Raw genomic sequence first — 21918 nt, 5'->3', positions numbered from 1 at the left:
ACCCGGGTACGACCGGGGGGCAGCACCGCTCGGCAGAGGGGGGCTGGCAACACCCCTCCCTGCCGTAGTGACCTGAATCACCGCCGTCGACCATCGGGGGGATGCCGCCCGTGCGGTACCCTCGGCCGTTCCAGTCTCAGTAGTCAAATTTGAGGAATGCGTCTCGCTGTGCACAGGCCCCCTGTCGTATCGCCCTCCGAGATCCCCGAACTCTGCCGCTGTTCCGTGCTCTTCGTGCCTGGCGATCCTCCACGCGACGGACGCGTCGCCTTCTGGCGCCCGGACGGCACCGGACCTCCTGACATCGCGGCCGGTTCCTACGAGGAGCTGGAGCTCGTCGTACCCGGGGATGACGGCGTGGAGCTCGCCACGGTGCCCACGGTGCTTCTGCCTGTCCGCGCCGCGCTGCCGGTCCTCACGCGCGCGCGTGCCGCGGCAGGGGTACACGCGACGGGTGCCTTCTGGGGTACGGCAGGAGTACTGGCGCTGCAACTGGCCGCCCGCGGGCTGCTGTTGCCTGGACTGACCGCCGGCGACTACGACGCGTGGCGTGCGGGGCCGTTGGGCGCCGAGGACCTGCAGCGGCTGCGCGAGCTGGCCGCAGCGATGCCACCGGCCGCCCACGCGCTGCCGTTGGACGGCGGGACGCCGCTGCGCCTGCCCGAGCCGGAGCGGCTGCTGCGCCAGTTCCTCGACTCCGTGGCCGACACCCTGCCGCGCTCCCCCGCGGCGCCCTTGGCATCAGGGGGCTCCGTCTTCACCGCACCGCAGCCCCAGCGAATTCCCGAACAGCGCGCCTGGGCCCTGGACGTGGCGGCCGGTCACGACGCCGGTGTCCGCGTCTCGCTGCGCGTGGAGGTCCCCGGACTCGCCGCGGTCGCCGAGGACGGCACGCGTCTGCCGTTCCGCGCGGTTCCGCAGCTGCACAGCGTCAGTGACCCGTCCCTCGTCGCGGACGCCGCCGACGTGTGGGCCGGAACTGGGACGCCGGAGCAGGCCTTCGGGCCGCGCTGGCGCATGGACGCCCTGCTGGCCTTGCGTCGTGCCACGCGCGCGTGGCCGCCGCTCGCCCCACTGCTCTCCGCCACCGTGCCCGACGCCATCGAGCTGGCCGACGAGGACGTCACCGCGCTCCTGGGTGAAGGCGCCCGGATGCTGGCCGTCGCGGGTGTCGACGTGCACTGGCCCAAGGAGTTGGCGCGAAATCTCACCGCTCGGGCGGTCATCGGCCCGCCGGACGAGGAGGATGACAAGCAGGGCAAGGGCCCGCACAAGCTTTCCTCGGACACGCCGTCCTTCCTGTCCGCCGACGCGTTGCTGGCCTTCAACTGGCGCTTCGCGCTGGGCGGCCAACAGCTGACCCGGGCCGAACTGGACCGTCTCGCCGAGTCCAACCGTCCGGTGGTGCGCCTGCGCGATCAGTGGGTACTCATCGATCCCGAAGAGGCCCGCCGCGCCCGCGATCGGCATGATCACAAGGTCGCCCCGATCGACGCGCTCAGCGCCGCGCTGACCGGCACGGCCGAGGTCGATGGGCAGCCGGTCGACGTGCAACCGACCGGGTGGCTCGCCACCCTGCGTGAACGACTCGCCGACCCGGAGGGCATGGAGCCCGTCGGACAACCCGAGGCCCTTGCCGCCGAGTTGCGCGACTACCAGCTGCGCGGCCTGAACTGGCTGGCACGGATGACCTCGCTCGGTCTCGGCGCCTGCCTCGCCGACGACATGGGTCTCGGTAAGACGATCACGCTGATCTCGTTGCATCTGCACCGTCAGGCGCAGGAGGAGTCAGCGGGGCCCACGCTGGTGGTCTGCCCGACGTCGCTGATGGGCAACTGGCAACGCGAGATCGAGAAGTTCGCACCCGGCACGCCGGTCCGCCGCTTCCACGGGGCCCGGCGCGACCTGGAGGGCCTGGCGGACGGCGAGTTCGTGCTGACCACTTACGGCACGATGCGGCTCGACACGGAGAAGCTCGGTCAGACCTCTTGGGGCATGGTCGTCGCCGACGAAGCCCAGCACGTCAAGAATCCGTATTCGGCCACGGCCAAGCAACTGCGCACGATCGGTGCACGCGCGCGCGTGGCGCTGACCGGCACTCCGGTGGAGAACAACCTTTCCGAGCTGTGGGCGATCCTCGACTGGACGACGCCCGGCCTGCTGGGCAGGCTCAGCACCTTCCGTACGCGCTACGCCCAGGCCGTGGAGGGCGGCGCGGATCCCACCGCCGCCGAGCGGCTCGGACAGCTCGTACGTCCGTTCCTCCTGCGCCGCCGCAAGTCGGACCCGGGGATCGCACCCGAGCTGCCACCGAAGACGGAGACCGATCGCGCCGTCTCGCTCAGCACCGAACAAGCGGGCCTCTACGAAGCTGTGGTGCGCGAGACGCTCGCGGAGATCTCCGGCGCCGACGGCATCGCCCGCAGGGGCCTGATCATCAAGCTCTTCACCGGTCTCAAGCAGATCTGCAACCACCCCGCGCAGTACCTGAAGGAGGACACGCCCAGGATCCCGGGTCGCTCCGGAAAGCTGGAACTGCTGGACGAGTTGCTCGACACGATCCTTGCCGAAGGCGCAAGCGTGCTCGTCTTCACTCAGTACGTCCAGATGGCGCGGATCATCGAGCAGCATCTCTCGGCCCGCGGTGTCCCCTCGCAGTTCCTGCACGGCGGCACGTCCGTCGCGGGACGGGAGGCGATGGTGCAGCGCTTCCAGGACGGCGAGGTCCCGGTCTTCCTGCTGTCTCTGAAGGCGGCTGGAACGGGCCTGAACCTGACGCGTGCCGAGCACGTGGTGCACTACGACCGCTGGTGGAACCCCGCCGTCGAGGCGCAGGCCACCGACCGCGCGTACCGCATCGGGCAGACGCAGCCGGTGCAGGTGCACCGGCTGATCGCGGAAGGCACGATCGAGGACCGCATCGCCGACATGCTGCTGCGCAAGCGGGAGCTGGCGGACGCCGTCCTCGGCTCCGGCGAGGCCGCTCTGACAGAGCTGACCGACGCCGAGCTGTCGGATCTGGTGGAGCTGCGAGGGGGAACGCGATGAGTGACATCCATGACGAGTCGTTCGGTATCGGGGACGACGGCCCGCGCGCGGGCAGGCAGGCCGAGGAGCGCACGTTCGCGGCGCTGCCGCCCGCGCACGGCAAGGGCTTCGCGCAGAGCTGGTGGGGGCAGGCCTGGCTCAAGGCTCTCGAGGACACGGCACTCGACCTGCAGCAGCTCAAGGCGGGCCGCAGGCTCGCGCGCGCGGGCGCCGTGGGCGCGGTCTCGGTGCGGCCCGGCCGGATCACGGCGGTCGTCAAGGACCGCGACGGCACCCCGCACCGTTCCGATGTCCTGCTGCAGGAGCTGAGTTCGCAGGAGTGGGACCGCTTCCTGGCCATGGCGGTCGAGCGGGCCGGGCACATCGCGGCGCTCCTCGACCGCGAGATGCCGCCGCATCTGGTGGAGGACTCCGCGGCCGCCGGGATCGAACTCCTGCCCGCCATCGGGGACCTGGAACCGGAGTGCGACTGCGACGCGTGGGACCACTGCGGGCACACTGCGGCGCTCTGCTACCAAGTGGCGCGTCTGCTCGACGAGGACCCCTTCGTCCTGCTCCTGATGCGCGGCCGCGGAGAGCGGATACTCCTCGACGAGCTCCAGGTGCGAAGCGTCACGACAGTCGACGCGGAGCAGCCTTCGGAAGGCAGCCAGGAGACCGCCTCAGAGGGCGTGGACGCCGCGGAGGCCTACGCGGACGGCGCCATCCTCCCGCCGCTGCCCGCGCTGCCTCCGCTGCCCGCAGAGCCGGGCCTGCCGCCCGCGCTGGACACCGAGGCGGAACCTGCGCCGGGTCTCGATGTGTCAGCGGTGGAGTTTCTGGCCGCACAGACGGCTGTCGAGGCGTACCGGATGCTGGCGGACGCGCTCGCCGCCGAGCATGAGAGGCAGCCTGTCGAGGACGAGTTGACGAGCGGCGAGGACGCCGTGCGACTGGCGGCCGGTGCGCCCGGCGCCGTGGTCGAGGCGCGGCTCGCCGACGCGTCCGGCCGCGGTCCGCACGGCCTGGCCCTCGCCGTACGGGCCTGGCGGTACGGCGGGCGCGCCGCGCTCCACGTACTCGAAGAGGAGTGGACGCCGAAGGAGGAGACACTGGCACGCGCGCGTGCCGCTCTGGAGGGTGCCTGGGACGACGACGAACGGCCCCGGCTGCAGGCGGCCGCCAACCGCTGGACCGTCATCGGTGCGGACGCACAACTGCGCCATGGACGCGACGGCCGCTGGTGGCCCTATCGCAAGGACGGCGGTCGTTGGGCCCCGGCAGGGCCGGCGGCCCACGACCCGGCGACCGCGTTGGCCATGGCCACCGGCAGCGAGTGACAGCGGGCGCTCAACGGTCTGGAAGCCTCATGCGTCGGTGTGGCAGGTGGTACATGGCCGAAACACGTGCGAAGAAGCCCGCCGGCGCATTCGACTCGGGTGTCCGTGCGCCGGGAACACCGGCGCACGCACTCCCTCTGACCAGCGATTGAGCGCGGCCATGTCGTGAGCGAGCGTGGAGTACGTCGGTTCAGGAGGGTCTGGCCGCGGGAGCCTTCTCCGGCTCGACCCGAAGCATCGGATGCGTCAGCTCTGTCCGCGCGAACTATCGGTAAGGGGGTTGACCCGGGCACCGCGCTCTCGGGTGCTGATCGACCGGTGGCTGACGGCGGCGCCTCCTGCCCCTCGCAGGAGGCGCCGTCATCGTTCCTGATCGCCTGCCGAGGTCGACGCCTCGCGTCGGAAATACCGCTCAGGGTGCGACACCGACGGAGGGGACGTGAAGAGAGCGCTCAGCTCCGGGCCACCAAGAGGTGGTCCATGGCCAACTGGTCGAGGCGCTCGAAGGCCATCCCGCGCGCTGCCGCCGATTCCGCATCGAATGTCTCGTACGCGCTCCTGTCGGCGAGCAGGCCGGACAGTCCGTCGTCAGCGGTGGCAACGGCCAGCTCGTGCAGGCGCGCCTCGCGCAACGCCTCCTGTACCTCCGGGTCGGCGCGGAAGGCGGCCGCACGTTCGCGAAGGATCAGGTAGTTGCGCATGCACCCCGCGGCTGACGCCCACACTCCTCCGTAGTCCTCCGTACGCGGCGGCTTGAAGTCGAAGTGCCGCGGCCCGTCATACCCGCCCCGCTCCAAGACGTCCACCAGCCAGAAGGCGCTGCGCAGATCACCGGCGCCGAACCGCAGGTCCTGGTCGTACTTGATGCCGGTCTGGCCGTTGAGATCGATGTGGAAGAGCTTGTCCGCCCACAGCGCCTGGGCGATGGCGTGCGGGAAGTTCAGGCCCGCCATCTGTTCATGCCCCACCTCGGGGTTGACACCGAACATGTCGGGCCGCTCCAGGCGCTCGATGAACGCGAGGGCGTGACCGACGGTGGGCAGCAGGATGTCGCCCCGCGGCTCGTTCGGCTTCGGCTCGATCGCGAACCTCAGGTCGTAGCCCTGGGTGGTCACATACTCACCGAGCAGGTCGAAGGCCTCCTTCATGCGGTCGAGCGCATTGCCCACGTCCTTCGCCGCACCCGATTCCGCCCCCTCCCTGCCGCCCCAGGCGACGTAGGTGCGCGCGCCTAGTTCGACCGCGAGGTCAATGTTGCGGATCGTCTTGCGCAGGGCGTACCGGCGCACGTCGCGATCGTTGGCGGTGAACGCGCCGTCCTTGAAGACGGGGTGGGCGAAGAGGTTCGTCGTGGCCATCGGCACGACGAGACCTGTTGCGTCCAGTGCCTGCCGGAAGCGCTTGACGTGGCCCTCGCGTTCCGCCTCCGACGACCCGAACGGGATGAGGTCGTCGTCGTGGAACGTCACTCCGTAGGCACCGAGTTCGGCGAGGCGCCGCACCGAGTCGGCCGGATCGATCGCGGCCCTCGTGGCGTCTCCGAACGGGTCCCTGCCCTGCCAGCCGACCGTCCACAGGCCGAAGCTGAACTTGTCCTCAGGAGTGGGCTGGTAGTTCATGTGCGGCTCCCTCGCCTATTTCGTCATGGCCGTTTACAAATTAGTATCCGAGGGCGCCACTGGGAAGAGGAGGGAACTTCGGGGCATACCCGGGAAGACCCGCAGGAACGGAGACCGTCATGTCATCAGCGCCCACAGTCCAGGGCCCGCTCGTCGTCGGTGTGGACAGCTCCACACAGTCCACCAAGGCACTGGTCGTCGATACGGCCACCGGCCGCGTCGTCGCGAGCGGGCAGGCCCCGCACCGCGTCACCGTGGGCGAACACCGCGAGAGCGACCCCCAGGAGTGGTGGGACGCACTGTGCGCGGCGCTCCGGCAGTGCGGGCAGGCCGCTCGGGAGGCCTCGGCGGTGTCGATCGGCGGCCAGCAGCACGGGCTCGTCGCACTCGGCAAGGACGGCAGCGCGGTGCGGCCGGCCCTGCTCTGGAACGACGTACGGTCGGCCCCGCAGGCACGGAGTCTCGTCGAACGCCTCGGTGGCCCCAAGGAGTGGGCGGATCGCGTCGGCAGTGTGCCGGGACCTTCCTTCACCGTGACGAAGTGGGCCTGGCTCGCCGAGCACGAGCCCGCCGCGGCCCGAGCCACGGCTGCCGTGCGCCTGCCGCACGACTACCTCACGGAACGCCTCACCGGGCTCGGCACGACCGACCGCGGCGACGTCTCCGGAACGGGGTGGTGGGCGTCGGGAACGGAGCAGTACGACGAGGACATCCTCAGCATGGTGGGCCTGGATCCGGCGTTGCTCCCCCGTGTCGCACGCCCGGGCGAAGTCGTCGGAACGGTCCGGGACTGTGACGATCTGCCCTTCTCCAGAGGCACGCTGGTAGCCCCGGGCACCGGTGACAACGCGGCCGCCGCTCTGGGACTGGGGCTGCGTCCCGGCACACCGGTGCTCAGCCTCGGTACTTCGGGCACCGTGTACGCGGTGTCGGAGAACCGTCCCTCGGACCCGACCGGCACGGTCGCGGGCTTCGTCGACGCGCGCGGCGCATGGTTGCCGCTGGCCTGCACCCTCAACTGCACACTGGCCGTGGACCGGATCGCCGAACTCCTCCACTTGGACCGCGAGGCCGTCGAACCCGGTGGTGCGGTGACGCTCCTGCCCTACCTCGACGGCGAGCGCACCCCGAACCTGCCTCACTCCTCCGGGGTACTGCACGGCCTGCGGCACGACACGACGCCCGGACAGTTGTTGCGGGCCGCGTACGAGGGGGCCGTGCACTCACTGCTCGGTGCACTCGACCTGGTACTGGATTCGGACGCCGACCGGTCGTCCCCGCTGTTGCTCATCGGAGGCGGAGCACGTGGGAGGGCCTGGCAGCACACCGTACGTCGCCTCTCCGGACGCCCCGTCCAGGTCCCCGAAGCTCAGGAATTGGTCGCGCTCGGCGCGGCGGCGCAGGCGGCGGGCCTGCTGACCGAAGAGGATCCCAGCGCGATCGCGCGACGGTGGGACACCGCCAGGGGCCCCGTGCTCGGGCCCGTCGAGCGGGATGCGGCAACGCTGGCCCGGATCTCCGGGGTACTCTCCGACGCGGCGCCGCTTCTGGACAGGGCGCCCCGTGGGGAGTGAGGGTTGACCGAGGCATGACCGCACCGCTGCACGACGAGCGCAGGGTCGCGTCCCGCGCGCGCCTGCCCGACACCCAACAGGGAATGCGCCGCCGCAACCTCTCCCGAGTGATGCACACCGTGGCCGCTCACGGGCCGCTGTCCCGGGCCGCCGTGGCCTCCCGTATCGGGCTCACACGTGCCGCCGTCTCCACTCTGGTGGACGAACTGATCCGCTCGGGGCTCCTTGACGAGCTGGGTCCGGAGCGCCCGGGGCGGGTGGGGCGTCCCGGATCCGCCCTCGCGGTCAGCGCGCGCGGTCCCGTCGGCATCGGCGCCGAGGTGGGCGTCGACCATCTCGCCGCGTGCGCCGTCGACCTGCGGGGCGAACTCCGCGCACGCGCCGAGCGGCCGGCCCGCAACCGCGGGCGCTCGCCCGTGCCGGTCCTGGAGGAACTCGCCATCCTGGTGGAGCAGGTGAGCACCGAGGCACGGCAGGCCGGCCTGTCCCCCGCGGGCCTCGCCGTGGCTGTTCCCGGCCTGGTCGCCCGCGACACGCAGACGGCCGTCCGCGCACCCAACATCGGCTGGCACGACATCGACCTGGGCAGCCTTCTGCCCACCGGCCTGCCCTTGACCGTGGACAACGAAGCCAACTTCGGCGCGCTCGCGGAGTTGTGGCTCGGCGAGGATTCTTCCGAGGACTTCCTCCATGTCTCGGCGGAGATCGGCATCGGGGCCGCGCTTGTCGTTGACGGGCAGCTGCTGCGCGGAGCGCACGGTTTCGCGGGCGAGTTGGGCCACGTGCCCGTAAAACCCGATGGGCGGTCCTGTCCCTGCGGAGGCCGTGGCTGCCTGGAGCAGTACGCGGGCGAGGAGGCAGTGCTGCGTGCGGCGGGTCTGGAGCCCGGCTCAGGCCGGAGCGAACGGCTCGCTGAGCGGGCCTCCGCGGGTGACGTCACGGTGCAGCGGGCGCTGCGTGATGCCGGGACCGCGTTGGGCATCGCTCTCACCGGTGCCGTCAATCTGTTGGATCCGCGGACCGTGGTGCTCGGTGGCGCACTGTCACGCCTTGCCCCTTGGCTGCTGCCCGCTATCGAGCAGGAGCTGACGGAGCGAACGGCCGGCCGGGCCTGCGCAGTGACGGTCTCCGACCTCGGCTCGGACGGGCCCCTGCTGGGCGCGGCGCACTCGGTGGCGCGGGCGGTGCTGGACGACCCTGCGGGCTTGGGCGCAGGCTCTGCGGTGAGCTCCGGCTCTGCGTGAGGTGGGGCTTGGGCTCAGACGCAAGCCCGAGTGGGCGTCCGCTGACGTGACACCCACCGAACGGGTGGCCGAGATATCCACAATCACGCTGCTGTACACAGATCCGAGCTACGCCCTTCCGTCCCAACCAGCGGGCGCCGTAACGTAATTCACGCCAAGCGCCACTTCCCCTGATGGCGGAGACCGCATCGTGCGCGGCCGAGTCTGTGAGCCGGGGCTACCCGTTCCCTGGGCGTCAGTATCGACCGTGCGCCGCTGACCCTCGGCGACAGGCACGCGCGACAGAGCGAGGGCATGGCTCTCAACGGGTATTACCAGCGCAGTTGAACCTGTACTAGTGCAGTGAACCTGTACCGAAGCAGTGGACCTCTCAAGTACAGCGCCAGTCCAGCCGTTCCCCCCACCGAGAGGCAGGCCAGTCATGGATCGAGGAAGACGCTCACCCAGCAGGCGCCGACTGCTGCAGGGCGCGGTCGCCGCCGCCGTCCCCGCGGCGCTCCTGCCCGCCGCCCGTGCCACCGCCCAGTCCTGGGCGGTCGACTACCCACTGGCCGAGTCGGTGCCGGCCAGCAGCTCCAACTACACCGCCGCCAACCGCCCCAGCACCTACCCCGTCGACTACGTGGTCATCCACGTCACACAGGAGACCTATGCGGACACACTCGCCATCTTCCAGAACCCGGCGAAGCAGGTATCGGCCCACTACGTGGTGCGCTCCAGGGACGGACACATCGCCCAGTGCGTCCGCGAGCGCAACGTCGCCTGGCACGCGGGGAACTGGAGCTACAACACACGCAGCATCGGCATCGAGCACGAAGGGTGGGTCGACAAACCCGAGTACTTCACCAACGCGATGTACGAGCAGTCCGCCGCACTGACCGCCGCCATCTGCACGAAGTACGGCATCCCCAAGGACCGTGAGTACATCATCGGCCACCATGAGGTTCCCGGCTCGAACCACACGGACCCCGGCCCGTACTGGGACTGGTCGCGCTACCTACGCCTCGTCAACTTCGCCTGACCGCTTGGACACTCGGAGACCACCCGGCTCGCCCGCCCCGGGTCGTACCGCTTCCGCTCACGGCTCGGCATCCCTCTACCCCAACTCTGCCCCTACGTACCGCGCGTCCTTGTCGGTCTCCGTCTGTGGGGCGACGATGGCGGCACCGCATCGCTGTCCCAGGACGTCCCAGGAGGCCGAGTTGATCGATCCATGGGTGGCCCTGGAGCCGGGCGCCGATCTCGCCGAGCGGGTGCGGACGATACGCCGGGCACATGAGAGGTTCGCGGACGTGGGGACGGTTTCCCGGCCGGTGCGTGCGGTGGTGGCGGACTCATGGCGGAGGTCGGCGAGAGCGCGGGTGAGTCCCGAAGGCACCGGCGCGGCGGTGGAGCTGGCCGACGGTGACCTCGGCGCGTATCGCGCTGAACATCCGCTGGCACGGGTGATGCCGCTGTTCCGGGAGTTGATGGGGACCTTCGCGGCCGACGGGGAGCACCTTCTCGCGGTGTGCGACGCGCAGGGCAGGCTGTTGTGGGTCGAGGGCCACACCCAGACGCGGCAACGTGCCGGGCGCGTGAACTTCGTCCCGGGGGCGCGGTGGGCGGAGTCCGCCATGGGGACGAACGCTCCGGGGACGGCGGTCGCCGTGGACCGTCCGGTGCAGGTCTTCGCCACCGAACACTTCATGCGGCGTGTGCAGCCGTGGACGTGCGCGGCGGCTCCGGTGCACGATCCGCGGACAGGGCGGCTCATCGGCGCGGTCGACATCACCGGTGGGAACGGTCTCGCGCACCCGCACAGTCTCGCGTTCGTGCAGGCAGTCGCGCGGGCTGCGGAGTCCCAACTGGCGCTGCTGGCCCCACCGGTGGGCTCCGGGGACACCATCGAGGTGGCCGCCCTGGGCCGGGACGAGGTGCTGTTGCTCGTGGGTGGGCGCAAGGTGCGGCTCAGCCGTAGGCACAGCGAGATCGTCGTGCTCATGGCTCGCCATCCGGAAGGGCTGACCGGGGACGAGTTGCTGTGTGCGCTGTACGAGGACGAGTCGGTGCCGCCGGTGACGTTGCGGGCCGAGATGGCGCGGCTGCGGCGGGTGCTCGGCGCCGATTTGCTCCGTTCGCGGCCGTACCGGCTGACGGCACCCGTCGAGTGCGACGTCGACACCGTCGAGCGTCGGCTGGGGTCGGGAGCGGTGACAGCGGCTGCCGCGGCGTACGCGGGACCGCTGCTTCCGCAGTCGCAGGCGCCTGCTCTGGTCCGGCTCCGGCGCAGGCTTGCCAATCAGCTGCGATCGGCGCTCATCGCCCGCAACGACCCCGATCTGCTCGCGGACTGGGCACACGCACCGTGGGGTGAGGACGACCTACTGGTATGGCGGGCGCTGGCCGCGCTGCGCCCGACAGCGCCGGTGCTGACCCGTCTGAGGGAGCTCGACGCCGAACTGGCCCCGCCGGGCCGCGAGCGCACGTAGGCAACGTACAACGGAGGGAGGGTCGGCGGCATCGGCGAGCATGTCACGGGGCCAGGAGACAGGGCAGTGGGCCGGATAGGACAAGCGGCAGGCAGCTTCAAGCAAGGCGCGGTGAGTGAGCGGCGTATACAGGCTGCGGCAATCCGTACTGCGGGAGGGAGCGAGGGCGCGGCGCAAGCGTCGAGCGGAAGGGGCGCAAGCGCAACCTGCATGCAACGTCCGGCCTCCTAGCCTCCGGGCGAGAGCTGCCCGACGGCGGGCGGCCTTCATCGGGAGGCAGCCGAGATGACCCGTTACACAGCGCCCGGCACCGAGGGCGCGATCGTCTCCTACCAGTCGCGTTACGACCACTTCATCGGCGGCGAGTACGTGGCGCCCGCCCGCGGTCAGTACTTCGAGAACCCGAGCCCGGTCAATGGCCGGCCCTTCACCGAGATCGCCCGGGGTACCGCGGAGGACGTCGAGCGGGCCCTTGACGCGGCGCATGCCGCGGCGCCCGCGTGGGGACGTACGTCGGTCACCGAGCGTTCGGACGTCCTGCGGAAGATCGCCGACAAAATGGAGGCCAACCTCGAACGGCTCGCGGTCGCCGAGAGCTGGGAGAACGGCAAGCCGGTCCGCGAGACGCTGGCCGCGGACATTCCGCTCGCCATCGACCATTTCCGGTACTTCGCAGGTGTCATCCGCGGTCAGGAAGGGTCGCTGAGCGAGATCGACGAGGACACCGTCGCGTACCACTTCCATGAGCCGCTCGGTGTCGTCGCGCAGATCATCCCGTGGAACTTCCCGATTCTCATGGCCACGTGGAAGCTGGCACCGGCGCTGGCCGCGGGCAACGCCGTCGTCCTCAAGCCGGCCGAACAGACTCCGGCCTCCATCCACTACTGGATGAGCCTGGTCGCCGATCTGCTGCCGCCGGGGGTCGTCAACATCGTCAACGGGTTCGGGGCCGAGGCGGGCAAGCCGCTGGCCTCCAGTCCGCGCGTCGCCAAGGTGGCCTTCACCGGGGAGACGACGACGGGGCGGTTGATCATGCAGTACGCCTCCGAGAACATCAAACCAGTGACGCTGGAGCTGGGTGGCAAGTCGCCGAACATCTTCTTCGACGACGTGTGGGCCGCCGACGACGACTTCCGGGACAAGGCGCTGGAGGGCTTCACCATGTTTGCCCTCAACCAGGGCGAGGTGTGCACCTGTCCGTCGCGGGCCCTGGTGCAGCGCGGGCATTACAGCGACTTCCTCGAAGCGGCCGTGGCGCGCACCGAGCAGATCAAGGCCGGGCACCCGCTCGACACCGACACCATGATCGGCGCCCAGGCCTCCAACGACCAGCTGGAGAAGACCCTCTCCTATCTGGACATCGGTCAGCAGGAAGGTGCCAAGGTGCTGACGGGCGGTCGGCGGGTCGAGTACGAGGGGGAGTTGGCGGGTGGGTACTACGTCCAGCCGACGATCTTCGAGGGCGACAACCGTATGCGGATCTTCCAGGAGGAGATCTTCGGCCCGGTCGTCTCGGTCACGTCGTTCAACGACTTCGACGACGCCATCAAGACGGCCAACGACACGCTTTACGGCCTCGGGGCCGGAGTGTGGACGCGTGACCTCAACATGGCGTACCGGACCGGCCGTTCGATCCAGGCGGGCCGCGTCTGGACGAACTGCTATCACGCGTATCCGGCCCATGCTGCATTTGGGGGCTACAAGCAGTCCGGCATCGGCCGCGAGACGCACAAGATGATGCTGGAGCACTATCAGCAGACGAAGAACATTCTCACTTCCTACAGCCCCAAGAAACTTGGGTTCTTCTAGGGCCGCAAGTGGGTTGCCTGGAGGCTCCGCGTAGAACGGACCCGAAACGAATACCTCGCCGTAGTCCGTGGTCTATGAGGATCATCCTCCGCTGTTCTGGCGCAATCTGCGGAAAGTGCCACCGCGCTCAGTGGGGACGCGTCCGCCAGGCCCGGGAGAAGAGTTCGGGCAGGGGGCCGGCGACGGGCCGGGAGTGGACCTTGTGCCCGATGACCCGGACCCCGAGCAGTCCGGCCTTCCAGGTCTCCATCGGAGGGTAGAACTTGTCCCCGCCGGCCCAGTCGCCGGGCAGGAACACCCCCCGCCCGGCGCGGGCCCTGCGGTCGACGACCGCCAGACCGGCTTCGACGAGTGCGGCCGCAACGTCCTTGTGGTGCGCGGGTGTCCACCAGTTGAAGCGGCGAATACGGCGGTCGGTGGGCATGGGCAGGGCGAGCAGCTGTAGATACAAAGTAGCAGCGTCCCTATCCAGACCAGTGGTGGCGGCCGCCTCCTCGACCACCTCTGGTGCGGAGAGCCGTGGATCGGTCTCGTAACCGCCCGGCGGGAGCGACGCCTCGGTTATGCGCTGCACGATCCGCTCGAACTCGGAACCGCGCAGTCGGCGGACCAGGGCCAGATGAGAGTCCTCCACGCCCACCACGGCCTCCAGGCGCCGCGAGCGCTCGTCGGCCCCGTAGCGGCCGGGCCGGAAGTACACGCTGGGTGCCTCGCGCTCACCGCGCCGGTCGAACCCTGCCTCGGACACGACGACCAGGCCGTCGTCCAGCGTGGGATGGGCAAGCGACTCGGCGGCGTCCAAGTAGGGCAAGGCGCCGGGAAAGCCCGGCAGCAGGCTCGCCACGGTGCGGCCGCGCAGGCTGCGCCCACGGGCGGAGAGCAGCAACTCCGGGTGGGCCAGGCGTTCCCGCAGCAGCCGTACGGTCTCGGGGACACCGCGGCGTACGGGATCCCCTTCGGGAAGCTCGGCGTACACCCAGTCGACGGCGTCGCACACCACGGCGAGCAGCTCTCTGAAACGGAAACCCTCGTCGCCCTCCCAGCCGCCGCCGCTGATGCTGTTCACCCGCAGCCGGGTGTCAGGGTCGCGGGTCAGCCGCGGCTCGCGCGCGGGATCGGCGAACACGGCGCACACGGCTGCCGGGGCCATCCGTACATCGCTGTGCTCGGCGGCGACGGCGAGCGTCGACTCGGGCACGACGGGACGTACGCCCTGTTGCCTGCACCACGCCTCGGCGATCCGCTCGGCGAGCGCCAGCTGCCCGCCCTCCAGCCACAGCTGCTCGGGGTCCGCGGGCAGCACGTCGGCCAGCAGGTCGAGGCGCTCGGCCACCCGCAGGGACGCCAATTCCCGCTCACCGGCCTCGGCTTCGGACTGCTTGAGTCCCATCACTTTGCGCGCCTCGGCGTCGAGGCCCCGGTACCCGTACTTCACGTCGGGTATCCCGGCGAGCAGCAGTGCGGCACCGGCCCTGCTCAGCCCGGTCCGCTCGGCGAGCATCGCGGCCGCCGCGCGGTCCCAGGGCGCGGGGCCCTTCTGTCGTACGAGGTGCACGAGGCGCCGCAGACGGTCAGGTGTGTCCCAACCGGCCGCGGGCACCGGCTCGGTGGACGTGATGCGACCTGGCGCCGGCGGCTGGGCGGTGCCGGTGCGCAACTCGACGAAGCGCTGCCCGTCCCGGTCGGCGCCGAGCCCGTGCAGAGCGACCACCGCACCCTCGTGGGTCCGAGCGGCATGCGTGTCGTTGTCGGCGAGTTCGAGGACGCCCGTACGCATCCGGGCGCGAACCTCCGGGTCGGCGAAGGGAGTTTCCGCCCAGACATCCAGCATCGCCAGCTGCACCTCGCGCAGATGGTCCTGCACGTGGAAAGAGCTCGCCCGCAGGGCCACGGCGCCGCACCGGCCGATGAACCGGTACCAGTTCCAGCCCCGGTACCGCGCGGGCACCTCCTCACTGCTCCCGGTCAAGTAGCCGCCGACCTCGGTGAACACGGCGAGCGTGCCGGGCCCCCAGTGTCCGGAGCCTTCGATGAAACCGTTGAGGGCCTGGGCGATCCACTTCTCGTCGAAGGGCTGTGCGGGGCGTATCGGGGTGTGGGACATGCGGCCATCCTGCCGGATCACCTGCCTGGCTTTCGCCGATGCCGGGGCACGCGCTTCACCTTGCTAACCCGGCGCTCCGTCGCGGGAGCGCACACCGGCGGTCACGTGGCCCGCGAACCGTGCGCAGGTTTGACCGTCAATGAGCTGGGTGCGGCTCTTCCGGAGTTCCACCACATGCTCCTCTTACCCGTCTCGACCTGCTGCGCTTCGTGGAACGTATACAGGAACGGGACGTGGCGCGCACGCGCAGGTGGATCGCGGACGAGGAACGGCTGCAAGTTGAGCCGGCACGCGGCGGACTGGCGCGGCCGCCGGTTCCCGACTGGATCCTCGAGCTCAGGATCGGGCAGGGCGCGCCACCGATCGAGGTGCATCGCGGGGACTGCTACACCGCGAAGCGTCGGCGTCCGATCACGCGCGATGAGGCGCGGCGGCAGCTGGCGCGCGGCATCCGGGCCTGCACGCACTGCAAGCCCGACGCCGAGTTGGGGATCTTGGAGTAGAACTCAGCCTGCGGCCGATGCGGCGCCGGCTACGCACGGCGGGACATCTGCAGGGCTCACGCCGGAGCGCAGTCGCCATCCCTTTGCTCCAAGAGAAGATCGTGCGGCCTGCCCAACGGGGCGCCGAGGCCGTCCGACATCGGGAGGCCAGCCTCAACGGGCTCGTGATGTGGCGACACGGCGCGCACATTGTGCTCACGATCTTGAGCAGGCACCCTGTCGTACCACCGGGACACCGTGCTCATCAGGGACGCGCGGAGACCGGACCCGGAAGGAAGAGCGCATGATCCGGCTGGCCGATTCACCCATGACCTGGGTGGCGACCGGAGACAGCATCACCCAGGGTGTGCTGCACACGCATGGCGCCCGCGGCTGGGTGGAGCATCTCCACGAGCGCGTCCGGTGGCAGCTGAACCGCCTCACGGACGTCGTCATCAACACCGGCGTCTCCGCGTGGACGGCCACCGACCTGCTCGCGGCGTACGACCTGCTCGTCGGCCGCCACGAGCCCGACGTGCTTTCGGTCTCGTTCGGCACCAACGACTGTCTGGAGGGCGAGGCCGGACTGCCGCGATTCCATGACGCGGTGCGGAGCATCATCGAGCGGACGCCCCCCGCGTCCCAGCTCGTCCTGCACACGCCGGTACTGGTCAGCGTCTCCGGCTCGGACCGGCGCGCGGCGCTTCCCGCGTACTGTCAGGCGGTACGGGAGATCGCCGCGGACACCGGCGCACTGCTCGTCGACCACGAGGCGTACTGGCGGGAGCACCACGGCTCGGACGACCCGATCGCCTGGCTCGACGATCCGGCCCATCCCAACGCGGTCGGCCACCGCCGCATGGCCGACCACGCCCTGCGCGTCATGGGACTCGGCGAGCTGGACCCTCTCTAGGACCCTCTTCCAGGTGCTGAGCGCACTCTCTACGAAATCCGCGACGTCTCGTCGGGTCGCAGGGAGTCGGGGCGGCGCGGCGCGGCCGCTCGTGTGGCGTCCAGGCGGGCGCGCTGCTCCTCGGTCAGTTCCAGGTCGAGCGCCTCAAGTGCCTCGTCGAGCTGGTCGAGGCGGCTGACGCCGACGAGCGGGATGACGGTGGGCGAACTCTGCAGCATCCAGGCGTAGACGACCTGGCCGGGCGTGGCCCCTGTCTCCGCCGCGATCTTTGCGAGGACCCGCAGGGCAGGCTCGGTGCCGTCGTGCCGGTACTCGGCCGGGACGGGCTTGCTGCCCGCATAGGCGCCGTTCAGCAGCGCGCTGTAGGCGAGCACGGTGAGATCGGGTTGCGTGGCGGCATACGCGAGCGTCGGTTCGTCCAGGGCCACTTGGTAGTCGAAGTCCGCGTCGGGCGCCGGTGTCAGATAGGTGTGCCGCTGCTGGAGCGCGGTGAAGGCGGGCAGGTTCTGCCGCTTCGCCAGGTCTCGGGCGCGGGAGAGCCGTGTCCCGTTCTGGTTGCTCATGCCGACCTGGCCCACCAGGCCTTCGGCGACGAGCGCGGCGTACGCGCCGACGGTCTCCTCCAAGGGGGTCGACGGGTCGTCGATGTGCCCGTACAGGAGATCGATCCGGTCGGTGCCGAGCCGCCGCAGGCTGCCGTGGACGGCGTGCCGCAGGGCCTGCGCGGACAGGCCTTCGCGGTTGGCGGGCCAGGTCCCCTCGCCGGCGGGCAGTGCGCCGGTCTTGGTGGCCACCGTCACTTCGTCCCGGATCCCGCGAGTGGCCAGCCAGCGGCCAAGCAGCCGCTCGCTGTCGCCGCCGTCGCTTCCCTCGCGCCAGAAGCAGTAGCAGTTCGCGGTGTCGATGAACGTGCCGCCCTTCTCGACGAACCGGTCGAGCAGCGCGAAGGACATCTCCTCGTCGACCACCGTGCCGAACGGCAGTGTGCCCAGGCACAGCGCAGAAACCCGTTGAAACCCCATGGCGTGATGACGCACGGGATACCCCCTCCTCAAGCCCACGAGCAGCCGCCGTCGATCGGCGGTGATCGGGATCCTGGCACCTGGAGTGCACTCCAGCGCAAGGCCACGACCAAGGCCATGTCCAGGCCAAGGGCAGAGCCAGGCCTGCCGGGTGTGCCGCGCGCCCCGTCCCGCACAGTGGCCGGGGTCGGCCCGGTACACCCGAGTCGTCGCCTGGATCTGGGGCAGCGATCTCACCACGTTCCTGGAAGAGCTCGCCGCTGACTACCGGGGATGGGGCGGCCAGCGGAGCTGGCAGACCAACGACCAAGACCTGACGGTGCCGGCGGACTTCGGGTCCGGCGGCCACGTCGGGCTGACCTGGGCCTTGCGGCCGTGGCCGCAGGCCGCAGGCGGCTGGCGGCTGGCGGCTGGCGGCTGGGTCGCATCGGTGACCACTTGACTGGAAGCCGAGGAGCGCCGGACAGCGTTGCTGCGCTTCGAGGGGCCGGTCCGACGCGGGCCCAACGGAGAGGCGCGGGCTGCCGCCCACCCGAATCATGACGGGCGGGCCGCATCGCGCCGATCACCAACCGGCTGGACTCTGGGGGGCGTCACTCCGGCAGCCGCCAGCCGACAGCCTTACGCAGCCCGACCGGTCGGATGGGTCATGGCCGGTTGTACCACTCACACTTGCGTGTCAGGTTCGCACCGACAAGACAGATCTCGACGGACTCCGTCGCCCCGGGGAACGCACTATTGAAGGAGGACGTCATGTCGCACTGAGTGTTGGTACTCGAGAAGGCGAGCTCGTTGCCAGAGGCATCGTACGCGCTGGTCCACATCCTGTTGCAGCCGACGGACCGGAATGTTCCAGCGGCCACCGGCGACCCGTACCACGTCAGGGTGCCGCGGATGGAGCTGGCGCCGAGCCTGATGTCGATAGGGGTGCTCGGGTAGGGGGCGGTCTGCGCGCCGGAGGCGGCGGGAGCGCCCAGCAAGGCACCCGCGGTCAGCACGACCGAACCGAGGGCGGCGGCGAGATGAGTCTTCATGCGAACTCCAGGATGGGGACTACGGAGCCCGACACGCGGTCGCGTGCGGCATCAAACCGGGTGAAGCGGAACCGGGCGCTGGCGACTCGGTCCCCTCAGCGGAACCCTCAGCGGACGGACCATCACCGCCCAAACCGCTTAGTGCAGGCCGTCGACGCAGTATCCGGCGCGGTAGCAGGTCTGTCCCTTGAGGTAGTTCTGGTTTTCGTCGGTCATGTAGAGCCAGATGTTGTCGGACCCACCTACGACGTTCGCGGCAAGGGCGAAGTCCGCAGGACCGGATCGGTTGCACCAGGTGCTGCTGCTCTTGAAGTCCAGTGAGGTGCTGCCGGCGAACGCCCGCGCGTAGACCCGTCGACAGTTGCTGGCCTTGAACGATCCGTCGACGCTGACCGACCGGTTGGACCAGCTGGCCGTGCCTTTGTAGTAGCTCGCCCCGTACTCGATCGAGAAGGTGGCTGCACCGGCGGCGGAAGCGGGTGCCGCCGCGAAGACCATTCCGGCAACCGACACGGCTGCCGTCACGGCCATGCCGACCTTCCTCGTGTGGCTCTTCACCGTCGTTGTGTCCTTCAACTTCACCATGACAACCACTCCCCTGTTCCTTGAGTGCCCGATTGTTCCTTGAGTGCCCGATGCGCAAGTGCGGAGACGACCGCCTCAGATCGGGCAGTGAACGTTGCTGCCGTTGTTCGACAACACGACTCAAGCAGGCGTGGGCCTCACGCCGGAAAGCATTCGAGCCAGTTCAAATCCATCGCGACAACTGCTAGCGTCGGGGCGGTGCTCACCCTGCGTGTAGACGCCGACACAGTGTCCAGGACACGGTTGGCCCCTTCGCCCGCGTCGGAGTCCATAGCATGGCTGAAACTCACCGCCGCGTCGGGACGGCACCCAGTGTTCGGAGATCCTGGACCACTCGCCCGCGCGTCACTCGCTCATCCGGACGTCGCCCTGCTCGCAGACCTGTTGCCGCAGAACGGCGACACCTACAGACCTGACCTGCTCACCCCTCAGCCAGCAGCGCACACACAGCGCCGCGATCTGCTCGACGAGCAGATCGCGCAGATCGAGGCCGCAGCGCAGGAAGACCTCGAAACCCAGGTCTTCACCCACACCCGGACCCACTGGAACAGGCCGCTGCTGGCCACCACCCGCCGGATCGCGGAATCGGGACGGATGCAGCGACATCTCGCCAACGGTCTCGCCCGGTTCTGGCGCGATGCCCTGGCCGAGGGCTGGCCCGAATTGCACTCGATCATCGATCAGGACATCGCACACCGCGCGACCGCCATCGCCACCCAAGGCGTCGGCCGGGCGCTCGGAGCACTCCACCCCGACATCGCCTGGGCAGGCAACGCGGTCACCCTCGCCAAGCCGTGGGACGGTGAAATCGATGTCACCGGCCGGGACCTGGTCCTCGCCCCCAGCGTGCTCAACTGGCCCGACGTCATCATCCAGGTCGACACCCCCGGGCAGCTCGTCCTCTACTACCCCGCCCAGCGGATCGGAGCCGGCCGGGATCACAGGTCCGGAAAAATCGCGCAAGTGGTCGGCAACGCCCGAGCCGCCTTGCTGGCAGACCTCGAAACCCCCCGGTCCACCACGGAACTCGCCACCCGGACCGGATACACCCCGGGCACCGTCTCCTACCACCTCAGCGCCCTGCACCGCGCACGCCTCGTCACCAAGGTCAGAGACGGCCGCTACGTGTTGTACCAGCGGACCGCACACGCGGCAGGCCTGCTGGAAGAGGCCCGCGGTTAGGGAGCGTACCGCGTCGTGATCGAGCTGCGGGATTCGCCCTCGTGAGTGGTGTTGCACCGGCAGACCGTCTTGCATGACGCGCGTGCAACTGACGGGTGGGGGGTGGGAGTTCATCGGGCTCATGGACACGTATCGCCCCCACCGTGCCGGTAACACGCCGCTCGGACAACAGACGGTCACTTCGCACGCATCGGGCAAGACGTCATCGCCGGAAGCTGACGCTGAAGGATCCGTCACCGAGTCCGCGTCGAAGACGCCTCGCGGGCCTTGGGCTTCTCAAGGGTGAAGGGCTACGACCTGGTTCGCCGCGGGGAGTTCCCATGCCGTGTGCTGCGCGTCGGCCGCAGCACACGCGTCGCCACCGTGTCCTGAGCGACCGTGTGAGCTCCGCTCCTATCCTGGCGTCTCGGTGAATAGCGGCAAGGGCGAAGAGCCCAGCCTCAGGTACCGCTGGGCTGGATCATCTTCCGGCCGGTGGTGCTGCCGCCGTCCACGGTGACCGACGCACCCGTCATGTAGGGGAAGTCGTCGGACGCGAGCCCGAGCACTGCGCGCGCGATCTCTTCGGCGTCGGCCATCCGTTCGAGACCGTCGACGTTGAGCGGGCCCCATGCCTGCTTGTACTTGGCCCATTCCGCGTCCGGGATGCCCGGCGGGCGGACGAAGGGGGTGTCAGTGGTGCCGGGCAGCAGAGCGTTGAGTCTGATTCCCTTGGGGCCGTATGCGAGCGCTGCGGACTTCACTATGCCCTGCACCGCCCGCTTGCTTGCGGTGTAGGCCGCGCCGTTCGGCCGCGCCTGTTCGGCCGCTGACGACGAAGTACAGATGATGACGCCGCGTTGCGCCCTGAGCATGTGCGGGATCTCGTACTTGATCGCGAGGAACACCCCTCGGGCATTGGTGGACTGGACGTCATCCCACTCCTCGACGCTCATCTCGTGGGGCAGTTTGCCGCTGCCGATTCCGGCGTTGTTGAAGGCCACGTCGATGCCGCCGTAACGGCTCGCGACCCGGTCCACGAAGCTCAGTACCTGGGCGGCTACCCGGACATCTGCCTGCATGTATGTGGCTTCACCGCCCGCGTCCCGTATCTCCCGTTCCACCTGGCGTCCCAAGGCGGCTCGCCTGCCGCAGAATCCGACATGGGCACCTTCCTGGGCGAACGCCTTCGCCGCCGCCCTGCCGATGCCCGAGGTGGCACCCGTGATGAGCACTGACTTCCCCTGGAAGCGGCCGACCTCGGTGCGGGACCTGGACTGGGCGCCGACCGCATGGGCGGTTGTGCCGAAGGCCGCGCCCGCCAGGCCCAGGACGGCAGCACCACCGAGGAGGGACCGCCGCCCCGTGGCCGCGGAATTCGCGACCTCGTTGGGGCTCATGTCCGTGTTCGCGTTCGTATCCATGACGAGCACACTGTCAGCCCGTCCCGGCCACACCACTCCGTCATCGGGCCGGACCTCGCGGCCGGCAGGAGGAGCTGCCCTCCTCCCACGGCAGGACCCCAAAGCACGG

Annotated in this window: 17 protein-coding genes; 11 read left to right on the top strand and 6 right to left on the bottom strand. The window is 69.8% G+C overall.

Features of this window, described 5'->3' with window-relative positions:
• Nucleotides 1-156 precede the first annotated feature (156 nt).
• Nucleotides 157-3048 carry a DEAD/DEAH box helicase gene (locus ACFVYR_RS08030; RefSeq protein ID WP_384253263.1) on the top strand — a complete coding sequence of 964 codons (2892 nt, stop codon included), beginning with the start codon at nt 157-159 and terminating at the stop codon, nt 3046-3048.
• Nucleotides 3045-4367, top strand: a complete 1323-nt coding sequence (locus tag ACFVYR_RS08025) for an SWF or SNF family helicase (protein WP_384253266.1) — start codon at nt 3045-3047, stop codon at nt 4365-4367. The genes ACFVYR_RS08030 and ACFVYR_RS08025 overlap by 4 nt, the downstream gene beginning before the upstream one ends.
• 452 nt (nt 4368-4819) lie before the next feature.
• On the opposite strand, the gene xylA is transcribed toward ACFVYR_RS08025, so the two are convergent.
• Entirely contained in the window at nt 4820-5986 is a 1167-nt protein-coding gene (gene xylA, locus ACFVYR_RS08020; RefSeq protein WP_384253269.1) for a xylose isomerase, read from the bottom strand.
• A 119-nt stretch (nt 5987-6105) separates the two neighbouring features.
• Between xylA and xylB the strand changes: the two genes are divergently transcribed.
• The 5 genes from xylB (at nt 6106) to ACFVYR_RS07995 (ending at nt 13084) form a co-directional block, all read left to right on the top strand.
• Nucleotides 6106-7560, top strand: a complete 1455-nt coding sequence (gene xylB / locus ACFVYR_RS08015; protein WP_384253271.1) for a xylulokinase — start codon at nt 6106-6108, stop codon at nt 7558-7560.
• A gap of 14 nt (nt 7561-7574) precedes the next feature.
• Nucleotides 7575-8804, top strand: a complete 1230-nt coding sequence (locus ACFVYR_RS08010) for an ROK family protein (RefSeq protein ID WP_384253273.1) — start codon at nt 7575-7577, stop codon at nt 8802-8804.
• 421 nt (nt 8805-9225) lie between these two features.
• Nucleotides 9226-9825 (top strand): N-acetylmuramoyl-L-alanine amidase, encoded by a 600-nt coding sequence (locus ACFVYR_RS08005; protein WP_384253275.1) that lies wholly within the window; start codon nt 9226-9228, stop codon nt 9823-9825.
• 181 nt (nt 9826-10006) lie between these two features.
• Nucleotides 10007-11275, top strand: a complete 1269-nt coding sequence (locus tag ACFVYR_RS08000; RefSeq protein ID WP_384253277.1) for a GAF domain-containing protein — start codon at nt 10007-10009, stop codon at nt 11273-11275.
• Nucleotides 11276-11560: 285 nt separating this feature from the next.
• Nucleotides 11561-13084, top strand: coding sequence for an aldehyde dehydrogenase family protein (locus tag ACFVYR_RS07995; RefSeq protein WP_384253279.1), 1524 nt, complete (start codon nt 11561-11563; stop codon nt 13082-13084).
• Between the two features lie 127 nt (nt 13085-13211).
• Here the strand turns inward: ACFVYR_RS07995 and ACFVYR_RS07990 are convergent, their stop codons facing one another.
• On the bottom strand, nt 13212-15188 hold the full coding sequence (locus ACFVYR_RS07990) for a hypothetical protein (protein ID WP_384253282.1): 1977 nt from the start codon (nt 15186-15188) through the stop codon (nt 13212-13214).
• A gap of 233 nt (nt 15189-15421) precedes the next feature.
• Between ACFVYR_RS07990 and ACFVYR_RS07985 the strand changes: the two genes are divergently transcribed.
• A complete protein-coding gene (locus ACFVYR_RS07985; protein ID WP_384253284.1) occupies nt 15422-15691 on the top strand; it encodes a DUF6233 domain-containing protein in 270 nt (89 codons plus the stop codon).
• A 283-nt stretch (nt 15692-15974) separates the two neighbouring features.
• Complete coding sequence (locus ACFVYR_RS07980) at nt 15975-16583, top strand: SGNH/GDSL hydrolase family protein (RefSeq protein WP_384253286.1); 609 nt, start codon at nt 15975-15977, stop codon at nt 16581-16583.
• A 29-nt stretch (nt 16584-16612) separates the two neighbouring features.
• On the opposite strand, the gene ACFVYR_RS07975 is transcribed toward ACFVYR_RS07980, so the two are convergent.
• On the bottom strand, nt 16613-17605 hold the full coding sequence (locus tag ACFVYR_RS07975) for an aldo/keto reductase (protein WP_384253288.1): 993 nt from the start codon (nt 17603-17605) through the stop codon (nt 16613-16615).
• A 151-nt stretch (nt 17606-17756) separates the two neighbouring features.
• On the opposite strand from ACFVYR_RS07975, the gene ACFVYR_RS07970 reads away from it, so the two are divergent.
• The gene (locus tag ACFVYR_RS07970) at nt 17757-18047 is read left to right on the top strand and encodes a DUF6228 family protein (protein ID WP_384253291.1); all 291 of its coding nucleotides are present in this window, start codon (nt 17757-17759) and stop codon (nt 18045-18047) included.
• Nucleotides 18048-18252: 205 nt separating this feature from the next.
• Here the strand turns inward: ACFVYR_RS07970 and ACFVYR_RS07965 are convergent, their stop codons facing one another.
• Nucleotides 18253-18639 (bottom strand): hypothetical protein, encoded by a 387-nt coding sequence (locus ACFVYR_RS07965; protein WP_384253293.1) that lies wholly within the window; start codon nt 18637-18639, stop codon nt 18253-18255.
• 138 nt (nt 18640-18777) lie between these two features.
• Nucleotides 18778-19224: a hypothetical protein gene (locus ACFVYR_RS07960; protein WP_384253295.1), complete on the bottom strand. Its 447-nt coding sequence runs from the start codon at nt 19222-19224 to the stop codon at nt 18778-18780.
• Nucleotides 19225-19536: 312 nt separating this feature from the next.
• Between ACFVYR_RS07960 and ACFVYR_RS07955 the strand changes: the two genes are divergently transcribed.
• Nucleotides 19537-20406, top strand: coding sequence for a DUF5937 family protein (locus tag ACFVYR_RS07955; RefSeq protein ID WP_384253298.1), 870 nt, complete (start codon nt 19537-19539; stop codon nt 20404-20406).
• A gap of 440 nt (nt 20407-20846) precedes the next feature.
• On the opposite strand, the gene ACFVYR_RS07950 is transcribed toward ACFVYR_RS07955, so the two are convergent.
• Nucleotides 20847-21809, bottom strand: a complete 963-nt coding sequence (locus ACFVYR_RS07950; RefSeq protein ID WP_384253300.1) for an SDR family NAD(P)-dependent oxidoreductase — start codon at nt 21807-21809, stop codon at nt 20847-20849.
• Nucleotides 21810-21918 lie beyond the last annotated feature (109 nt).

Origin of the sequence: Streptomyces sp. NPDC058284 (assembly GCF_042881135.1) — a bacterium.
In the GTDB taxonomy this organism is placed as follows: Bacteria; Actinomycetota; Actinomycetes; order Streptomycetales; family Streptomycetaceae; genus Streptomyces.
This window is presented reverse-complemented; position numbering and strand designations above follow the sequence as displayed.

Excerpts from the sequence above, each read along its gene's own strand:
- ACFVYR_RS07980 (WP_384253286.1), top strand. The coding sequence starts at position 15,975 with ATGATCCGGCTGGCCGATTCACCCATGACCTGGGTGGCGACCGGAGAC.
- ACFVYR_RS08005 (WP_384253275.1), top strand. The coding sequence starts at position 9,226 with ATGGATCGAGGAAGACGCTCACCCAGCAGGCGCCGACTGCTGCAGGGC.
- ACFVYR_RS07990 (WP_384253282.1), bottom strand. The coding sequence starts at position 15,188 with ATGTCCCACACCCCGATACGCCCCGCACAGCCCTTCGACGAGAAGTGG.
- ACFVYR_RS08030 (WP_384253263.1), top strand. The coding sequence starts at position 157 with ATGCGTCTCGCTGTGCACAGGCCCCCTGTCGTATCGCCCTCCGAGATC.
- ACFVYR_RS07965 (WP_384253293.1), bottom strand. The coding sequence starts at position 18,639 with ATGAAGACTCATCTCGCCGCCGCCCTCGGTTCGGTCGTGCTGACCGCG.
- ACFVYR_RS08010 (WP_384253273.1), top strand. The coding sequence starts at position 7,575 with ATGACCGCACCGCTGCACGACGAGCGCAGGGTCGCGTCCCGCGCGCGC.
- ACFVYR_RS07960 (WP_384253295.1), bottom strand. The coding sequence starts at position 19,224 with ATGGTGAAGTTGAAGGACACAACGACGGTGAAGAGCCACACGAGGAAG.
- xylA (WP_384253269.1), bottom strand. The coding sequence starts at position 5,986 with ATGAACTACCAGCCCACTCCTGAGGACAAGTTCAGCTTCGGCCTGTGG.
- ACFVYR_RS07950 (WP_384253300.1), bottom strand. The coding sequence starts at position 21,809 with ATGGATACGAACGCGAACACGGACATGAGCCCCAACGAGGTCGCGAAT.
- ACFVYR_RS07975 (WP_384253288.1), bottom strand. The coding sequence starts at position 17,605 with ATGGGGTTTCAACGGGTTTCTGCGCTGTGCCTGGGCACACTGCCGTTC.
- xylB (WP_384253271.1), top strand. The coding sequence starts at position 6,106 with ATGTCATCAGCGCCCACAGTCCAGGGCCCGCTCGTCGTCGGTGTGGAC.
- ACFVYR_RS08025 (WP_384253266.1), top strand. The coding sequence starts at position 3,045 with ATGAGTGACATCCATGACGAGTCGTTCGGTATCGGGGACGACGGCCCG.
- ACFVYR_RS07995 (WP_384253279.1), top strand. The coding sequence starts at position 11,561 with ATGACCCGTTACACAGCGCCCGGCACCGAGGGCGCGATCGTCTCCTAC.